A 17,209-nucleotide genomic window follows, 5' to 3' on the forward strand; every position below is an offset into this window, starting at 1 on the left:
GCACCCTACTTCGCGGAGTCCGGCGCCGACGGGGCAGGTGCGGAACCCATGCGCGCACAGGCGTCGACGAGGGCCTGCTCGGCCTCGTCCAGGTCCCTGCCCACGGCGAGGGCCTTGGTCAGGGACCTGGCCGCCGTCTGGACGGTGAGGGCGCGGGCCGGGACGTCGAGGGCGGGCCAGGGGTCTCCGTCGGCGGGGACGGCGGGGCCGCCCGTGTTCCGGTAGGCGGTCAGGAAACGAGCCCACTCCTCGGGCGGCAGCAGCCCACACGCGTACCAGGCGGCGGGGCGCGCCAGGTCCCAGGCGGGGACGCCGACACCCAGGTCGTCCACGTCGATGAGGCGCCACGGGCCGTCGGGAGCGGGGTGGCGGACCAGCTGACCGAGATGGAGGTCGCCGTGGCAGAGGGTGGTGGAGTCGGGCATCGGGGCCTCGGCGCGGGCCCAGGCGGGGAGATGGCTCCAGGCGCGCAGGACCGGGCCGGCGGCGGGGTGGTGCCCCGCCTCGCGCAGGCGGGCCACGGCGCGGGCGGCCTTGGCGGGGCCGCGCATCGGAGGGAGGGGGGTCGGCGCGGGGGTGCGGTGCAGGCGGGCGAGGAGGCTGCCGACGGCCTCCCAGGGGGCGGCGTCCGGGTCCTCCGGTGCCACGGGGGCGCCGTACGGCCAGAAGGTGACGAGGCGGGCGTCGAGGACGGCGGGAGCGGGGCTGAACGGAGGCAGGAGGATGCCGGGGAGGCGGGCCGCGGTGGTGAGGCGGGGGGTGAGTGCGGCGGGGTCGGTGTCCGGGGCGTGGGCCTTGGCGACCGTGTCGGCGTGGCGGACGACGGTGGCGTCGGGGCGGTCCGCGAGGGTGGCCGCGCCGCAGGGGCAGGTGGGGGTGCGGGTGTGCGCGTGGGCTCGGGCGCGGGAGGTGAGCGTGGTGAGCAGGGGGTGGTCGGGCACGGGGCTCCCTGGGGCGGTGCGGGTCTGCTCCGCAGGGTACGGCGGTGGTGCCGGCGGGTACTGGTCGGGTGACCGGCGCCGACGCAGGGTGACGCGCCTCGCCCTCGCCTCCCCTTCGCGTCGGGGACCTCGGGGCTGCGTCCCCGGAAAACCGGCTCTGAACAGGCTTCGTCATCAGAGGCGGACGGGCTGGGCGCCCTGAGCTGCGCGGAAAGAGGGCAGAGCAATGCCGGCGCAGCTCCCCAGCTGCGCCGGCATCTTCTGCCGTCCGCCGCACCCCCGTCCCCACGGGGTTTCATGGATGGATGTCCCCGCCCGGACCGCTCTTCCGGGCCTGGGGTCGCCGCTCAGCGCCCCAGCACCACACCCACGGACGACGCCTGTGTGGCCACTGTCTCCCAGCCGTCGAAGACGACGAGGAGCAGGACCGCCAGGGGGAGGGCCATGACCGTCGCCACCAAGGGGTGGCGGCGGCCCGTACGGCGGGGTCGTGCGGTACGGACGTGTGTCCGCGGTGCCGTGTGGGCCATGGTCCCTCTCCTGACCGTTCTCGGTTGTCGTTGGCAGCGGCGGGTGTCTGACCTCGGGGGACGAGTGCTGCACCCGCCGCTTGACCTCAAATCTAGGTGCGCGGCGGGCACCGGGCGTCATGCCCTCGTACCGATTGGCGGGCCTCCCGGAGGATGAGCCATGACCCGCGGAGTACTCCCCTGGGTGGAGACGGGGGTCCAGGTCTCGGGGTCTTCCCGGAGGGGTCACCCGATCGGGGCCGGTTTCTTCCGGGCTGTGCCTTGATGGCGCGAGGGGACACCACGGGTGACTTCGCTCACTTCCACCGTCCCCCGGCGTACCGCCGCCCCCACCTGGCGGCCGGCTCTGCCGGGCGTCACCTCGTACGTTCGCGCCGTGTCGCCGGCGTCCACGACGACCTCCGCTCGGTCACCCGCCACGAGTTCAATCCACCTGCCACGACGGGGGGTTGAGACCACGGAGGGAGCGGAACACACCTGCTCGCAAGCGCTCTGACCCTTCTTCAAGTCTCCCACCCGGCACTGACAATCGATGGGATCGAGAGGGCGCGGCCTCTGCGCGCGAACGGCCGTGGAAACGTAAGCTGTGCCACGTCACACGGACCGGGCAGCGGGGATGAACATGGCGATGATGCGCCTGAGGCGCGAGGACCCGCGCGTCGTCGGCTCGTTCAAGCTTCACCGACGGCTCGGCGCGGGCGGGATGGGTGTCGTCTACCTGGGCTCCGACAAGAAGGGGCAGCGGGTCGCGCTGAAGGTGATCCGGCCCGATCTGGCCGAGGACCAGGAGTTCCGGTCGCGCTTCGCGCGTGAGGTGTCGGCGGCACGGCGGATCCGGGGCGGCTGCACCGCCCGGCTGGTCGCGGCGGACCTGGACGCCGACAGGCCGTGGTTCGCCACCCAGTACGTGCCCGGGCCCTCCCTGCACGACAGGGTCGCCGACGACGGCCCCCTGGGCGCCGCCGAGCTGGCGTCGATCGGGGCCGCGCTGTCGGAGGGACTCGTCGCCGTCCACGAGGCCGGGGTCGTGCACCGGGACCTGAAGCCGTCGAACATCCTCCTCTCCCCCAAGGGCCCGCGGATCATCGACTTCGGCATCGCCTGGGCGACGGGGGCTTCGACGCTCACGCATGTCGGCACGGCGGTCGGCTCCCCCGGGTTCCTGGCGCCCGAGCAGGTACGTGGGGCGCTGGTCACCCCGGCCACCGACGTGTTCTCGCTCGGGGCCACCCTGGCGTACGCCTCGACGGCCGACTCCCCCTTCGGACACGGCAGTTCCGAGGTGATGCTGTACCGCGTGGTGCACGAGGAGCCTCATCTGCACGGCGTACCGGACGCGCTGGCCCCGCTGATCCGGGCCTGTCTGGCGAAGGATCCGCAGGAGCGGCCCAGCACGCTCGATCTGTCGCTGCGGCTGAAGGAGATCGCGGCCCGTGAGGCCCACGGTCCGACCGAGATGCGGCCGCCCGCGCCGCGTGCGGGTGAGGCCGACCGGCCGACGGGCCGGCTGGCCGACAGCAGTTATCCCGAGCGCACGCTGCGGCAGCCCGGTCCGCCGGCGTCGCGTGGCGGGGCGCCGTCCTCGCGCGGGTCCGTGCCGCGTCGGCGCGGTACGCCCTCCCGCGGTGGCAGTGCCTCCCGCGGTGGCGGCAACCCGTCGTCGCGCTCGGGATCCCGGCCGACCCCGGCCTCGCGGAACACCTCCTCCGTCCGGAACACCCGCTCCGGCAACGGCAGGCCCGTGCAGCGCAACGGGGCCGGCCGGCCGGGCCCGCGGAACACGGGGACCGGACGGCGGCCAGCCAATCCGCGGCTGCTGCGGCAGCGGCTGTTCGTCTTCGTCGTCGTGACGCTGCTCGTGGCGCTGGGTATCGCGGTCGTCCAGGGGTGCCAGGGCCCGGACCGGGGACTCGGCGGGGAGAACGGCGTCGTACGGCATCAGCAGCAGGCGGACGTACGGCACCAGCCCGGTGGGGGCCTCGGCGGGTAGTCGCCGGGGGGCTACGGCGACGGGCGGCCCGTGGCGACCGCGTAGAAGGCCACGGCGGCCGCGGCACCCACGTTCAGGGAGTCGACGCCGTGGGACATGGGGATGCGGACCCATTCGTCGGCGGCGACCAGGGCCTGGGTCGAAAGGCCGTCGCTCTCCGCGCCGAGCATGAGGGCGACTCTGTCCAGGGTGTGGGGGGCCGCCTGGTCCAGGCTGCTGGCCTTCTCGTCAGGGGTGAGGGCGAGCAGCGTGAAGCCGGCTTCGCGGACCGAGTCCAGGCCCTTCGGCCAGGTGTCCAGGCGGGCGTACGGCACGGAGAAGACCGCGCCCATCGAGACCTTCACGCTGCGGCGGTAGAGGGGGTCGGCGCAGTCCGGGGAGAGCAGGACCGCGTCCATGCCGAGGGCCGCCGCGGAGCGGAAGATCGCGCCGACGTTCGTGTGGTCGTTGACCGCTTCCATGATGACGACGCGCCGGGCGGTGCGCAGGAGTTCCGAGGCGGTCGGGAGCGGCTTGCGCTGCATGGAGGCGAGGGCGCCGCGGTGGACGTGGTACCCGGTGACCCGTTCCGCCAGTTCCGGGCTGACGGCGTAGACCGGGGCCGGGAGCTCGTCGATGACGTCGCGCATGACGTCGACCCACTTGGACGACAGCAGCATCGAGCGCATCTCGTAGCCGGTTTCCTTGGCCCGTCTGATGACCTTCTCGCCCTCGGCGATGAACAGGCCCTCGGCGGGCTCGCGCCTGCGGCGCAGCTCCACGTCGGTCAGGCCGGTGTAGTCGCGCAGGCGCGGGTCGTCGGGATCCTCAACGGTGATGAGATCGGCCACAGGGGTGATACTGCCTTGTCCTGAGTACGGTGCCAACGGCTTGGCACGGGTCTGTTACCGGGGGTTACGCCAACGTCCGCGGGCCGACGCCCACGACCTCGCCGATGACGATGACCGCCGGAGGCCTGACCTCCTGGGTGCGGACCGTCTCGGCGACCGTCTCCAGGGTGGCGTCGACGCGGCGCTGGGCCGCCGTCGTGCCCTCCTGGACGAGGGCGACCGGGGTGGCGGCCGGCTTGCCGTGCGCCATCAGCGTCTCCGCGATCTTGTCGATCTTGTCGACGCCCATCAGGACCACCAGCGTGCCGGTCAGCCTGGCGAGGGACGGCCAGTCGACCAGGGAGCGCTCGTCGTCGGGGGCGACATGGCCGCTGACCACGGTGAACTCATGGGCGACGCCGCGGTGGGTGACCGGGATGCCGGCCGCACCCGGAACCGAGATCGAGCTGGAGATGCCGGGGACGACGGTGCAGGCGATCCCGGCCTCGGCGAGCGCCTGGAGTTCCTCCATGCCCCGGCCGAAGACGTACGGGTCCCCGCCCTTGAGCCGGACGACCGACTTGCCCTGCTTCGCGTGCTCGATCAGCGCGTTGTTGATGGCCTCCTGGGCCATGTAACGCCCGTACGGGATCTTCGCCGCGTCGATCACCTCGACGTGCGGCGGGAGTTCGGCGAGGAGGTCGCGCGGGCCGAGGCGGTCCGCGATCACGACGTCCGCCTCGGCGAGGAGGCGGCGGCCGCGGACCGTGATCAGGTCGGGGTCGCCGGGGCCGCCGCCGACCAGGGCGACGCCGGGTGTGCGGGTGCGGTGGTGCGGGGCGACCAGGGTGCCGTCCCGCAGGCCCTCGACCACCGCGTCGCGGACGGCGGCGGTGTGGCGGGGGTCGCGGCCCTTGGCGTCCGTGGTGAGCACGGCGACGGTGACGCCCTCGCTGTGGCCCGTCGCGGGGGTCCAGGCGGTGGCCGCGTCGGCGTTGTCGGAGCGCACGCACCACACGCGGTGGCGCTCCGCCTCGGCGGAGGCGGCGGCGTTGGCGTCCGGGTCGCCGGTGGCGATCAGGGCGTACCAGGCATCGGCGAGGTCGCCGAGGGTGTAGACCCGTCGTTCCCAGGTGATCTCGCCCGCGTCCGCCATCGCCTCGACGGAGGGGGTCGCCTCCGGCGACACGAGGAGGACGTCCGCGCCAGCGGCGATCAGGGCCGGAAGGCGTCGTTGGGCGACCTGGCCGCCGCCGATGACGACCACACGGCGGCCGGTGAGGCGGAGGCCTACGGGGTAGGCGGGGTGTTCGGCCATGAGGGACGGCTCCTCGAACGGGCGGGGATGGGCGCTGCGGCTCTGGAGCGGCCCTGACGTGCGCATTTTAGAGGTGCGTTCAGCGTACGGCGGGGTCGGGGGCACGCGGGAACGCGGGCCCCCGACCCCGGGGAGTGCTACTTCTCGGTCACCCCCGCCGAGTCGAACGTCGCCACTTCGTGCATCGCTCGTGCCGTGCTCTGCACCAGCGGAAGGGCCAGCAGGGCGCCGGTGCCCTCGCCCAGGCGCAGGTCGAGGTCGACCAGGGGGCGCAGACCCAGCTTGTTGAGGGCCGCGACGTGGCCGGGTTCGGCGCTGCGATGGCCCGCGATGCAGGCCGCGAGGACCTCGGGGGCGATCGCTCGGGCGACCAGCGCGGCCGCGCCGGCGCTCACGCCGTCCAGGATCACGGGGGTGCGCAGGGACGCGCCGCCCAGCAGCAGGCCGACCATCGCCGCGTGCTCGAAGCCGCCGACGGCCGCGAGGACGCCGATGGGGTCGGCAGGGTCCGGCTGGTGGACCTCCAGGGCGCGGCGGACGACCTCGGTCTTGCGGGCCAGGGTCTCGTCGTTGATGCCGGTGCCGCGGCCGGTCACCTCGGCCGGGTCGGCGCCCGTGAAGACGGAGATGAGTGCCGCGGACGCCGTGGTGTTGGCGATGCCCATCTCGCCCGTGAGCAAGGCCTTGTTGCCGGCCGCCACCAGGTCGCGGGCCGTCTCGATGCCGACCTCGATGGCCCGCTTGGCCTCCTCGCGGGACATCGCGGGGCCGGTCGTCATGTCGGACGTGCCCGCGCGCACCTTGCGCGGCAGCAGGCCCGGGGTCGCCGGGAGGTCGGCCACGACGCCGACGTCCACGACGCAGACTTCGGCGCCCACCTGGTTGGCGAAGGCGTTGCAGACCGCGCCGCCGCCGAGGAAGTTGGCCACCATCTGCGCGGTGACCTCCTGCGGCCAGGGGGTGACGCCCTGGGCGTGCACCCCGTGGTCACCGGCGAAGATCGCGACGGCAGCGGGCTCCGGGATCGGCGGCGGGCACTGGCGGGACAGGCCGGACAGCTGGGCGGAGATGATCTCCAGCATGCCGAGCGCGCCGGCCGGCTTGGTCATGCGCTTCTGCCGCTCCCAGGCCTCGCCGAGCGCCTTGGCGTCCAGCGGGCGGATCCCCGCGACGGTCTCCGCGAGCAGGTCGTGCGGGTCCTCGCCGGGCAGAGCGCGACGGCCGTACGTCTCCTCGTGGACGACCCAGGACAGGGGGCGGCGCTTGGCCCAGCCCGCCTGCATCAGCTCGGGCTCGTCCGGGAACTCGTCGACGTATCCGACGCAGAGGTAGGCGACGACGTCGAGATGCTCGGGCAGGCCGAGGGCGCGGACCATCTCGCGCTCGTCGAAGAAGCTGACCCAGCCGACGCCGAGGCCCTCGGCACGGGCGGCGAGCCACAGGTTCTCGACGGCGAGCGCGGAGGAGTACGGCGCCATCTGCGGCTGGGTGTGGCGACCGAGGGTGTGGCGGCCGCCGCGGGTCGGGTCGGCGGTGACGACGATGTTCACCGGGGTGTCGAGGATGGCCTCGATCTTCAGTTCCTTGAACTGCTTCGCCCGGCCCTTGGGCAACGACTTCGCGTACGCGTCGCGCTGCCTCATCGCCAGCTCGTGCATCGCGCGCCGGGTGTCGGCGGAGCGGATCACGACGAAGTCCCAGGGCTGCGAGTGGCCGACGGAGGGCGCGGTGTGGGCGGCCTCCAGGACACGGAGCAGCACCTCGTGCGGGATGGGATCGCTGCGGAAGCCGTTGCGGATGTCCCGGCGTTCGCGCATGACCTTCAGGACGGCCTCGCGCTCGGCGTCGTCGTACGCGGGCGCGGCAGGGCCGGTGGACTGACGTACTTCTTCCACCGCGGCCGTGCTCTCTTCCTGGTCGGCGGCCCTGGTTTCCAGGTCCTCCGGGTTCTGTGCGACGTTCGGGTCGGGCTCCGGTCCGGAACCGGCCTCCGGCTCCGCTTCCGGGACGGCGGGGGCCGCTTCGCGGGGGGCGGGGATGCCCGGCGCCGGGACGGCGGGGGCCTCGGGTGCGGCCGCCTCGGGTGTGGGTTCAGTGGTCTCCGGCTCGTCCGTGGGGAGGACGAGGGGGTGCGGCGGGCTGGGAGCGAGGTGCGGGGCGGTCGGCACCATGCCGTCCGCCGGCACCAACCGGCCCGGCGCCTGCTGGGGCAGGGCCTCCACGGAGGCGGCGGCCTCGGTGGGGTGGGGGGCCGTCGCTGTGGGCGCGGCCGGCGTCGGGTCCGGCCGGGACGCGTCCTCGGCCGGCACCGCCACGGGGACAGGGGCGTCCGGACTCGGGGACGCGAGGTCCGTGATGTGGGCGGGCCCCTGCGGGGGCGCCTGATGCTGCGGGACCGGGGTGGGGTGCATGTCCGGTGCCGGCTGAGTGGCGTGCACTTCCGGGGCGGGGTGCGTGTCCGGTGCCGGCTGAGTGGCGTGGACTTCCGGGGCGGGCTCGGTGAGCTGGGCACTCGGTGCGGACTCGGCGGGCGGCTCCGCCACGGGCTCCACCACCGCGGCTGCCGGCTCCGGGGCTGCCGGCTCCGGGGCTGTCTGCTGCGTGGCCGACTGCTCGGGCACCGGCTGGTGGGCGGGCTGGGGGTGGAGCTGATGATCCGGCTCCTGGGGAGCGGCCGGATCGGCGGCCACGAACTCGGGGGCGGGGACCGGGGCCGGGGTCTCCCCTGCCGGGGGCATCGGTGCGGGCGCGATGATCTCCGGTGCCTCTGACACTGCCTCTGCCTGAGCCCCGGCCTCCGGCTCGGGAGCCACGGCCTTCGGCTCGGGGGCGACGGCCTCCGGCTCGGGCAGCGTCGTAGCCGCCTCCGGAGCGGATGCGGATACCTCCGGATCAGCGGGCGCCTCGGGGGCGGCGGCCACCTCGGGCACCTGGCTCGGGGCCGACACGGCTTCCGCGGCCTGCGGGGCGTCCGGTGTCGGGGCGGCCTCCGACCCCTGCGCGGGGTCCGGCACGACGGCGGCCTCAGCAGCCTCGGGGGCCTCGATGGCCTCGGAGGCGTCGGGGGCCTCGATGGCCTCGGGGGCAACGGGTACGGCCGCTTCCGGGGCCTCGGGAGTGTGTGTCGGCTCGGCGACGGGCGCCTCGGAGATCGCGTCGGCCTCCGGAGCCTCGGGCGCCTGGACCGCCTCGGGGGCGGAGAGGACCTCCGCGGGCACCTCGGCCACCTCGGCCTCGTCCGCCGCCGTCTCAGCCACCTCCGCCGCTCCGGCCGTCCCCGCCGCTTCGACGGCGGGCGCCGGTGCCACCTCGGTGGGGACCGTCTCCGTGTCGGGGACATGAGGGGCATCCGGTGCCGAGGCGTCCTGGGCGGGCTCGGGGACCTGCGCCACCGGCGGGGAGTCCGGTCCGGGCACGGCCTCGGCGCTCTCCACCGGCTCCGTCGGCTGCGGCTGCACGACCGTCGGTACGGTCGCGTCGGTGCTCTCACCGGCGTCCGCGGACCGGGCCGGCTCCGGCGACCGGGGCGGCTGCGCGACTTCCTCCGGCTGCGGCGCGACCGTCTCCGTGGCCGGGCGGGCCACGACCGCCTGGTCCGCACCCATCGGCTCGGGGTGCGGGGTTGCCGGGACAACCGTTTCCGCAGCGGCCGCCCCGGGAGCCACCGGCGCCTGGACGGTCGCCTGGGCACCCCAGGGTGCCGCGCCCTGCGGAGGCATCTCGCGCAGGTGCTGGGCGTCGAGGTACTCGGGTCCGGACGTGGGCGTCCCCGGCTGGCGCGCCGGCGCCCCCGCGGGGCCGCGGTCGGCGAGGGAGCGGACCGGGCTCGCGGAGGTGTCGGGGATGGGCGGGCCGAGGTGCAGGGGGCGCCGGGGTGCCGCGGGCGGCGCCGACGGGTTCGCAAGACGGACGGCGCTGACGTCGACGGAACCGCTGTCACGGCCCGCCGTCTCGTGCGGACCCGGTTCGTGCACCGCCTCGACCACGGGCTCCGGCGCGGGCGGCGCCACCTCGTTGCCCCAGGCGCTCTGGGCGCCGGGCAGCAGCAACAGGTCTTCGTCCTGGGCGGTGGTCTCGGAGAGGTAGGTGTACGCGCCGGGCGCGGGGACGCCCTGCTGATCCACCATGCCTGCGTTCTCCGGCAGTCCCTCGCCCGGGCCCTGGCCGGTGTCGGTCATGCGTACCCCTCGCCCATCGGTTAGTGCTCCTACGACCAGCTCACCCGGAGCGGCGCACCGACCGCCCCGTAGTGAAGAACGAGCGTCCGCGCCCAGCGGCACGAACGACCCGCCCGCAAAAGACGACAAAGCCATTCAGTGGCATTGTGGCGGTCGTTGCCGCGTCGCGACAGCTAGATCCGCGACGCTCCGCTGTGGACTGCGCCACGTTGCGCGCCCTCAGGTTCTGCCGTACCACACCCACCCCAAAACGGATGCGTTTTCCGGACATTGACCGACGAAAAGCCGGGTGCCCGGATGCGGTACGACGATCGGCCAGCCTACCGCGCGCGGTAGGACAACACGATCACGGGGAGGGCAAACCGGGTCAGGCCGACCGGTCCGGCAGAACCCCGCTGAGCAGGAACGCGACGCTCCGTTCCGTCTCCGCCCAGGCCTGCGTGTCGAGTTCGACGGACTGGAGGAGAGCGCAGTCCACCCGGTAGCCGTGCTCGGTCAGGTCGCGGCCGACCAGTTCGGCGGCGTCGCGGGTCATGGCGTGGGTGACGATGCGCTGCGGACGGCGGTCGGCGACCGCGGAGACCACGGCCGCTCCCCCGCCGCCGACGCGGACGACGTCCGGTTCGGGCAGGTCCTCCAGGACGTGCGGCGCGGTGCCGCGGACGATCTGGAGCTGGACTCCGAAGCGGCGCGCGGCGGCGTCGGTGCGGGCGCACGCCTCCAGGACCCTGTCGACTGCGATGACGGCCGCCCCGGCCCGCGCGGCCTCGGTCGCGAAGGCGCCGCTGCCGCAGCCGATGTCCCAGACGAGGTCGCCCACCCGCGGTCCGAGACGGGCGAGTTGGGCCGCCCGGAGCAGCTCCGCCTCCCCTTCGCCCAGTCCGCCGCCGTACTCCGCGGCGGGCAGGGTCCAGCCGCGTGGGCCGGTGCCCGGGTCGCGGCCGGCGATCCAGCCGCCGTCGCTCGCCGGCGGGCCGCCCGTGGTGCCGCCGATGACGATGACGACGTTGGGGTCGCGCCAGGTGTGGTCGGCGGCCTTCTCGGAGGTGACGACGCTGACCTGTTCGCGGTCGGTGCCGAGTTCCTCGCAGACGACGAACGTGCGGTGGACGCCCTCCATGAGCAGGCCCAGTTCGGCAGGGCCGGCGCCGGGCGAGGTGAGGACCGCGACCTTGGTGTGGGCGCGACATACGTTCACCGCGCGGCGCAGGGTGCGTCGGTGTGCGACGACCACCTGGGCGTCGTCCCAGGGCATGCCGGCGCGGGCGAACGCGGTGGCGACGGAGGAGACGGCCGGGACGACCTCGACCTCCAGGCCGAACTCGGGTGCGCGCAGGGTGCGTACGACGCCGAAGAAGCCGGGGTCGCCGTCGGCGAGGACGACCGCCGTGCCGCGGTGGCCGGTGATGCGGCGGGCGGCGAGGGCGACACTGCCGAGGCGGATGCGTTCGGCGGCGGGAGGCACCTCGGGCAGCGCCAGGTGGTGGGCGGCGCCGGCCACGAGAGTGGCGGCGCCCAGGGCCGAACGGGCGGCGGCGGTCAGCGGCGAGCCGTCCCAGCCGATCACCGTGACGCGGTCGGCCATCGTCGTCAGTCTCCCGTGGGTCTACGCAGCTGGCGGGCTCCTGAGACTACCTGGTCGCGCGGGCCGGGCGGCGGCGGTGCGCTGACGCGGGGGTCAGTTCCAGTCGCTGTACGACGGGTAGCCGCCGCTCTCCGTGAGGTGCTCCCCCGCTCCCTCGATGTCCTCGGGGAGCAGGCTCCACACGATGAAGTCGGTGCGCGCCTCGCTCCAGGTGCCGTCGTCGGCACGGACGCGCGCTATGCAGGCACCGCGCAGGACGCCCTCGCTGATGCAGCCGATCTTCTGCGCGACCTGCTGCGAGGCGGTGTTGTCGGCGGCCGTGCGCAGTTCGATGCGTTCGAGCTTCTGGTCGGTGAACAGCCACTGGGCGGTGGCGAGCGCGGCCTCGGAGGCATAGCCCTCGCCGCGCGCCCAGGGGGCGATGATGTACGACAGTTCGGTGGACCGTACGTGCCAGTTGGTCCTGCCGAGCTGGATGACGCCGACGAGCCGCTGGGTGAGGAACTCGGTGACGGCGAGGTCGAGTCCGCGTCCGGAGGTGCGCTGGGCCGGGGCGTACTCGGTGATCCAGGTGCGGGCGCTCTGCGTGCTGAAGGGCTGGGGGACGGAGGTCCAGGCCGTCACCTGTTCGTCGTTCATCATCTCGGCCAGGGCGGGCACGTCGTCCTCGTCGAGGGGACGCAGCACCAACCGCTCCGTGCTGATGGAGATGCTGGGGAAGGTGCTCGTCATGCGCCGCTCCGTAACCTTCGAATCCGTCAGGGTCCGACCTGGTTGACCGTCAGGCCCGCTGAACTGCCCAGCATGCAGCATGAAAGCACCGGGTCGCATCACGGGGTCCGCGCCGGCCGAAGGCGTGGAGCCCGGGTGCGGCTGCGGGGGGTCAGCCGGAGGTGGCCGGCGGCACCGAGCACTGGTCCTGTCCTCGCTGGACCTCCCGGCCTCGGCGGGGGTGAGGAGGTTCCCGAGCGTGCGTACCCGCGGGTCCGGACACGGTCGGAGGACTCCTGATCTCCAGGTCGGGGCCGCCCGCGGGGCGAGGTCGTCCGGACGTACGTCAGGACCTCGCCGGCCGTGACGGCGGTGGCGCTGACGACGAGCGTGCCGTCGGCGCCGGCGCGGGGCCGGATGCCGGGCCGGAGTCCTGACCCGAGCCGCAGGCCGCGGGCCCGCGGCTCACGTCAGGGCCGGCGCCGCGGCGAGGGTCCTGCGCGTGCCGCTCTCCCCCGTGGGGCCGAGGCCTCAGAAGGACGCGATGACGGAGCCGGCGTACTTGTCCTCGATGAACTTCTTGACCTCGGGGGAGGTGAGGAGCTTCGCGAGCTTCTTCACGCGCGGGTCGTCCTCGTCACCCTCCTTGACGGCGAGGAAGTTGCCGTACGGGTTGTCCGTGGCGGACTCCAGGACGAGGGCGTCCTTCGCGGGCTTCAGGCCGGTCGCGATGGCGTAGTTGCCGTTGATGACGGCGGCGTCCACGTCGTCCAGGGAGCGCGGGGTCTGGGCCGCCTCCAACTCCTTGAACCTGAGGTTCTTCGGGTTCTTGGCGATGTCGGCGGGGGTAGCCGAGTTGCCCGCGCCGTCCTTGAGCGTGATGAGGCCGTTCGCGGCGAGCAGCTTCAGGGCGCGCGCCTCGTTCACGGTGTCGTTCGGGACGGCGACGGTCGCGCCGCTCTTGAGGTCGTCGACGCTCTTGACCTTGTGGGAGTAGAGACCGAGCGGCTCCAGGTGGACCGTGACCACGGGCACGATGTGGGTGCCGTTCTTCTTGTTGAAGTCGTCGAGGTACGGCTGGTTCTGGAAGTAGTTGGCGCCCACCGAGCCGTCCTCCGTCGCCGTGTTCGGCGTGACGTAGTCGGTGAACTCCTTGACCTCGAGGTCGAGGCCCGCGTCCTTGGCGAGGTTGTCCTTGACGAAGGTGAGGATCTCGCCGTGCGGGACGGGGCTCGCGGCGACGACCAGCGGGCCGCTCGTGTCGGCGGAGCCGGAGCCCTTGTCCGAGCCGCATGCGCCGAGCCCGAGGGTGAGGGCTCCGGCGGCGAGGACAGCGGTGGTGATTTTGGCGGTGTTACGCACGAAAAGTGCCTTTCCTGAGGTGATACGTCCCCGCTGTGGGTGTGCGGGGAGAACAAGGGGGGTGGACGGGGTGCGGGTCAGCTCTTCCTGACGGCGTCGGTGGCGACGGTGCCGGGGAGCAGGGCACGCAACGGGCTGAAGAGGAGCAGCGCGCCGCCCTTGCCGGTGCGCCGGTGCAGGGAGCGGGCCGCGAAGTCACCGCCGAACTGGAGCAGGGAGATGACGACGGCCAGGATGGCCACGGTGATCCACATCAGGCCGGTCTCGAAGCGCTGGTAGCCGTAGCGGATGGCGATGTCGCCCAGGCCGCCTGCGCCGACGGTGCCGGCCATGGCGGAGTAGCCGATCAGGGCGACGACGGTCGTGGTGGCGCCGGAGATCAGGGACGGCAGCGCCTCGGGGACGAGCACACTGCGGACGATCTTCCAGGTGCTGCCGCCCATGGACTGCACGGCTTCCACGAGTCCGCCGTCCACTTCACGGACGGACATCTCCACCAGACGCGCGAAGAACGGGATCGCCCCGATGGCGAGCGGCACGATGGCGGCCTCGCGGCCGATGGTCGTTCCGGTCACCCAGCGGGTGAAGGTCATCAGCGCGACCATCAGGATGATGAACGGCATCGAGCGGGCGATGTTCACGACCTGGCCGATCACCTTGTTGGCGACGACGTTCTGGAGCAGGCCGCCCCGGTCGGTGAGGACGAGGAGGATGCCGAGCGGCAGGCCGCCGACGACGGCGATGAGCGTGGACCAGCCCACCATGTAGAGAGTGTCCCAACACGCCTGCCCCAGCAGGAGTCGCATCTCGGACCAGGTCACTTGGCACCGTCCTTCACCAGCAGGGGCCGCTCGTCGGCAGCGCCCGGCACGTCGATCTGAAGACCCCGTTCGCGCAGGAAGCCGATCGGCACCACGTTGTCCTCGTAGCGGCCGGGCAGTTCGATGCGCATCCGGCCGACCTGGAGGCCGCCGACGGTGTCGATGGCCGCGCCCAGGATCGAGATGTCGATGTTGTAGGTGCGCGACAGCTGGGAGATGACCGGCTGGGTCGCGGCCTCGCCCTGGAAGGTGACGTCGAGGACGGTCCGGTCGTCGCCGGTCGCTTCGCCGCCCACCGGGAAGAGCGCGGCGGCGAGTTCGGAGCCCGGCGTGGCGAGCAGCTCGCTGACCGTGCCGGATTCGACCACGCGGCCCCGCTCCATGAGCGCGGCGGAGTCGCAGATCGACTTGACCACGCCCATCTCGTGGGTGATGAGCAGGACCGTCAGGCCGAGCTGGCGGTTCAGGTCGCGCAGCAGCTGGAGGATCGACCGGGTGGTCTCCGGGTCGAGGGCGCTGGTGGCCTCGTCGGAGAGCAGCACCCTGGGGTCGCCGGCGAGGGCGCGGGCGATGCCCACGCGCTGCTTCTGACCGCCCGAGAGCTGGGCGGGGTAGGCGCCCGCCTTGTCGGCGAGGCCGACGAGGTCGAGCAGTTCGAGCGCCTTGCGGGAACGTTCCTTCCCCGACTTGCCGAGGATCTCCAGCGGCAGCTCGACATTGTCCCGCACGGTTCGCGTCGCCAGCAGGTTGAAGTGCTGGAACACCATGCCGATGCGGCTGCGCGCCTCGCGGAGTTCGCGGCCCGCGCGCGGGCCGCGGCCGGCGAGGGCGGTGAGGTCCCGGCCGGCGACGGTGACCGTGCCGGAGGTGGGACGCTCCAGAAGGTTGATGCAACGGATCAGCGAGGACTTGCCGGCGCCGGACTGGCCGATGACGCCGAACACCTCGCCTTCGCGGACGTGCAGATCGACGCCGTCGAGGGCGGTGACCTCACGGCCGCGCGAGCGGTCGGCCCGATAGATCTTCGTCAGGCCCGTGGTGGTGATCACGTGGGTTTCCGTCACTGTCGAGTGCGCGGGCGTGGGTGTGCCCGGGCACGGATGCATTCGGTCAGGGACGCGACACGGTTCTCGCGGTGGCGATGGAACCGGGGGAGAACATGTGCGCGGTGGGTCCCCCGTGCCGCTCGGGCGGTGGGGGAGGCGTCTCGTCACGTACGCGGGGCGTACGGACGTGCCGCGGCGTCTCGCTTCGGGGCGCGAGCGGTGGTGCGGGGGCCCTCTAGAAGGCGCACATTCGACACATACAACGAGCACCGGGCGTCATGGTCGCCTCGGTCGCAAGGGTGCGGCTGCTCGTCGTGGTCATGCGCTCAGTAAAGCAGACCTATGGTCCTGACCAAGCCGAGCTGTCCGCATGGTGGACAGCCATGGACAGGGGGCGCGCCTCCACGGGGGTCGCCATTCCGCCGCCGTTGACCAGCGCGGACAGGGAGGGACGGTCTGCCGCGGGGGTCGCCGTCGGGTCGACGGACGGGATGGGCTGTGGTCAACGCCACGGTTGCCGTGCGGGCCGGGCGGCACGGCACGGGCCCGGCCGCGGCGGGCCGCATACGTCCGTAATAGGGTCGCCGCATGCTCGATGTCCTGATGCCGGCGACCGGTGTCGCCGCCCTGTTGCTCGCCGCCTGGTGCGGCTGGGCGGCCTACCGTGACCAGCCGACGAAGGACTGGCACTTCATCGGGATGGCCGTGGTGTCGGTGCTGGCGCTGGTCCAGCTGGTCGTCGGGATCGTGCAGTCGGCGCGGGGCGAGGAGCCGGCGCAGGGCACGACGATCTTCGTGGCGTATCTGCTGGGCGCGTTCGCGTGCGTTCCCGCGGCGGGTTTCATGTCGCTGGCCGAGCGGACCCGGTGGGGTTCGGTGACGGTCGCGGCCGGCGGGGTCGTGCTCGCCGTCCTGGAGGTGCGGCTGCATGACATCTGGGGAGGCTGAGGTGAGGACCGTGGAGGAGAAGCCGGCGCGGCTGATCGGCGGGCCCGGTCTGCTGCTGGTCTGGTTCTACGGCGTGATGGTGGTCGGGGCGGTGTCGCGCTCGGCGTACCAGATCGCCACGGAGTTCGACCGGGCGCCGCTCGCGTACTCGCTGTCCGCGGTGGCCGGTCTGGTGTACGGCTTCATCACGTACTCGCTGGTGCGCGGCGGCGAGACGGCGCGCAGGGCGGCGCAGGTGTGCTGCGCCGCCGAGCTGGTGGGTGTGCTGGCCGTGGGCACCTGGACGCTGGTGGACCGTGACGCCTTCCCGGACTCGACCGTGTGGTCGGACTACGGGATGGGGTACGTCTTCATCCCCGTGCTGCTGCCCCTGACCGCTCTCTTCTGGCTGCGGAAGGCGCGGGCGCGACAGGCGGGCTGAGGTCCGGGCGGTCAGGCCGTGGTGGCGAACTCGTCCGCCGGCTTCTCCAGGACGATCATCGGGACGCCGTCCGAGCCCTGGGACGTGCCCACGGTCCGGTAGCCGACGCGACGGTACAGACGGAGGTTGCCCTCGCTGCGGTGGCCGGTGAAGAGGCGGAACTTGGTGGCGCCGCGCTCCCCGGCCAGCGCCGACTCGGCCGCGCGCAGCAGCCGCGCCCCGATGCCGTGGCCCTGGAGGCGGGGGTGGACGCAGAGCCTGCCGATGGAGGCGGCGCCGTCCTCGGTGATGGTGCCGCGGACCGAGCCGACGACCTCCTCTCCCAGCCGGGCCACGTAGACGCAGTCGCAGGCCACCTCCTGCCGGACGGAGTCGAGGGTCTGCACGAGGGGGGCGATGCGGTAGTTGCCGTACAGCGCCGCCTCGCCCTGGAAGCACAGGTACTGAAGCCTGAAGATCTGCTCGGCATCCTGCTCGGTCGCCACCGAGATGGTCACGCTCATGCCCATGTGCGCACGCCTCCCGCTCACCTGATCGCCTGTGGTCCTA

At 73.3% G+C, this 17,209-nt stretch carries 14 protein-coding genes; 3 read left to right on the forward strand and 11 right to left on the reverse strand.

Features of this window, described 5'->3' with window-relative positions; genetic code table 11:
• Positions 1–5 precede the first annotated feature (5 nt).
• Complete coding sequence (locus ACZ5Y0_RS17035) at positions 6–941, reverse strand: phosphotransferase family protein (protein ID WP_469129461.1); 936 nt, start codon at positions 939–941, stop codon at positions 6–8.
• A 347-nt stretch (positions 942–1,288) separates the two neighbouring features.
• Positions 1,289–1,471 (reverse strand): hypothetical protein, encoded by a 183-nt coding sequence (locus ACZ5Y0_RS17040; RefSeq protein WP_469129462.1) that lies wholly within the window; start codon positions 1,469–1,471, stop codon positions 1,289–1,291.
• A gap of 616 nt (positions 1,472–2,087) precedes the next feature.
• Between ACZ5Y0_RS17040 and ACZ5Y0_RS17045 the strand changes: the two genes are divergently transcribed.
• Complete coding sequence (locus ACZ5Y0_RS17045; RefSeq protein WP_469129681.1) at positions 2,088–3,461, forward strand: serine/threonine-protein kinase; 1,374 nt, start codon at positions 2,088–2,090, stop codon at positions 3,459–3,461.
• A gap of 11 nt (positions 3,462–3,472) precedes the next feature.
• On the opposite strand, the gene ACZ5Y0_RS17050 is transcribed toward ACZ5Y0_RS17045, so the two are convergent.
• The 8 genes from ACZ5Y0_RS17050 to ACZ5Y0_RS17085 form a co-directional block, all read right to left on the reverse strand.
• Complete coding sequence (locus ACZ5Y0_RS17050) at positions 3,473–4,291, reverse strand: TrmH family RNA methyltransferase (RefSeq protein ID WP_469129463.1); 819 nt, start codon at positions 4,289–4,291, stop codon at positions 3,473–3,475.
• Positions 4,292–4,355: 64 nt separating this feature from the next.
• Complete coding sequence (cobA, locus tag ACZ5Y0_RS17055; protein ID WP_469129464.1) at positions 4,356–5,588, reverse strand: uroporphyrinogen-III C-methyltransferase; 1,233 nt, start codon at positions 5,586–5,588, stop codon at positions 4,356–4,358.
• A 137-nt stretch (positions 5,589–5,725) separates the two neighbouring features.
• On the reverse strand, positions 5,726–9,766 hold the full coding sequence (gene cobT, locus ACZ5Y0_RS17060; RefSeq protein WP_469129465.1) for a nicotinate-nucleotide--dimethylbenzimidazole phosphoribosyltransferase: 4,041 nt from the start codon (positions 9,764–9,766) through the stop codon (positions 5,726–5,728).
• Between the two features lie 367 nt (positions 9,767–10,133).
• Positions 10,134–11,351, reverse strand: a complete 1,218-nt coding sequence (gene cbiE / locus ACZ5Y0_RS17065; protein WP_469129466.1) for a precorrin-6y C5,15-methyltransferase (decarboxylating) subunit CbiE — start codon at positions 11,349–11,351, stop codon at positions 10,134–10,136.
• A 93-nt stretch (positions 11,352–11,444) separates the two neighbouring features.
• Positions 11,445–12,083, reverse strand: coding sequence for a GNAT family N-acetyltransferase (locus tag ACZ5Y0_RS17070; protein ID WP_469129467.1), 639 nt, complete (start codon positions 12,081–12,083; stop codon positions 11,445–11,447).
• Between the two features lie 510 nt (positions 12,084–12,593).
• Positions 12,594–13,424: a MetQ/NlpA family ABC transporter substrate-binding protein gene (locus ACZ5Y0_RS17075; RefSeq protein ID WP_469129468.1), complete on the reverse strand. Its 831-nt coding sequence runs from the start codon at positions 13,422–13,424 to the stop codon at positions 12,594–12,596.
• A gap of 77 nt (positions 13,425–13,501) precedes the next feature.
• Positions 13,502–14,245 carry a methionine ABC transporter permease gene (locus tag ACZ5Y0_RS17080; protein ID WP_469129469.1) on the reverse strand — a complete coding sequence of 248 codons (744 nt, stop codon included), beginning with the start codon at positions 14,243–14,245 and terminating at the stop codon, positions 13,502–13,504.
• Positions 14,242–15,294 (reverse strand): methionine ABC transporter ATP-binding protein, encoded by a 1,053-nt coding sequence (locus ACZ5Y0_RS17085; protein ID WP_469129470.1) that lies wholly within the window; start codon positions 15,292–15,294, stop codon positions 14,242–14,244. The genes ACZ5Y0_RS17080 and ACZ5Y0_RS17085 overlap by 4 nt, the downstream gene beginning before the upstream one ends.
• Before the next feature lie 585 nt (positions 15,295–15,879).
• On the opposite strand from ACZ5Y0_RS17085, the gene ACZ5Y0_RS17090 reads away from it, so the two are divergent.
• The gene (locus tag ACZ5Y0_RS17090) at positions 15,880–16,239 is read left to right on the forward strand and encodes a hypothetical protein (protein WP_469129471.1); all 360 of its coding nucleotides are present in this window, start codon (positions 15,880–15,882) and stop codon (positions 16,237–16,239) included.
• Positions 16,220–16,660: a hypothetical protein gene (locus ACZ5Y0_RS17095; RefSeq protein ID WP_469129472.1), complete on the forward strand. Its 441-nt coding sequence runs from the start codon at positions 16,220–16,222 to the stop codon at positions 16,658–16,660. The genes ACZ5Y0_RS17090 and ACZ5Y0_RS17095 overlap by 20 nt, the downstream gene beginning before the upstream one ends.
• A gap of 11 nt (positions 16,661–16,671) precedes the next feature.
• Here the strand turns inward: ACZ5Y0_RS17095 and ACZ5Y0_RS17100 are convergent, their stop codons facing one another.
• Entirely contained in the window at positions 16,672–17,169 is a 498-nt protein-coding gene (locus tag ACZ5Y0_RS17100; protein ID WP_469129473.1) for a GNAT family N-acetyltransferase, read from the reverse strand.
• Positions 17,170–17,209 lie beyond the last annotated feature (40 nt).

Source organism: Streptomyces sp. NPDC033216 (genome assembly GCF_055577115.1).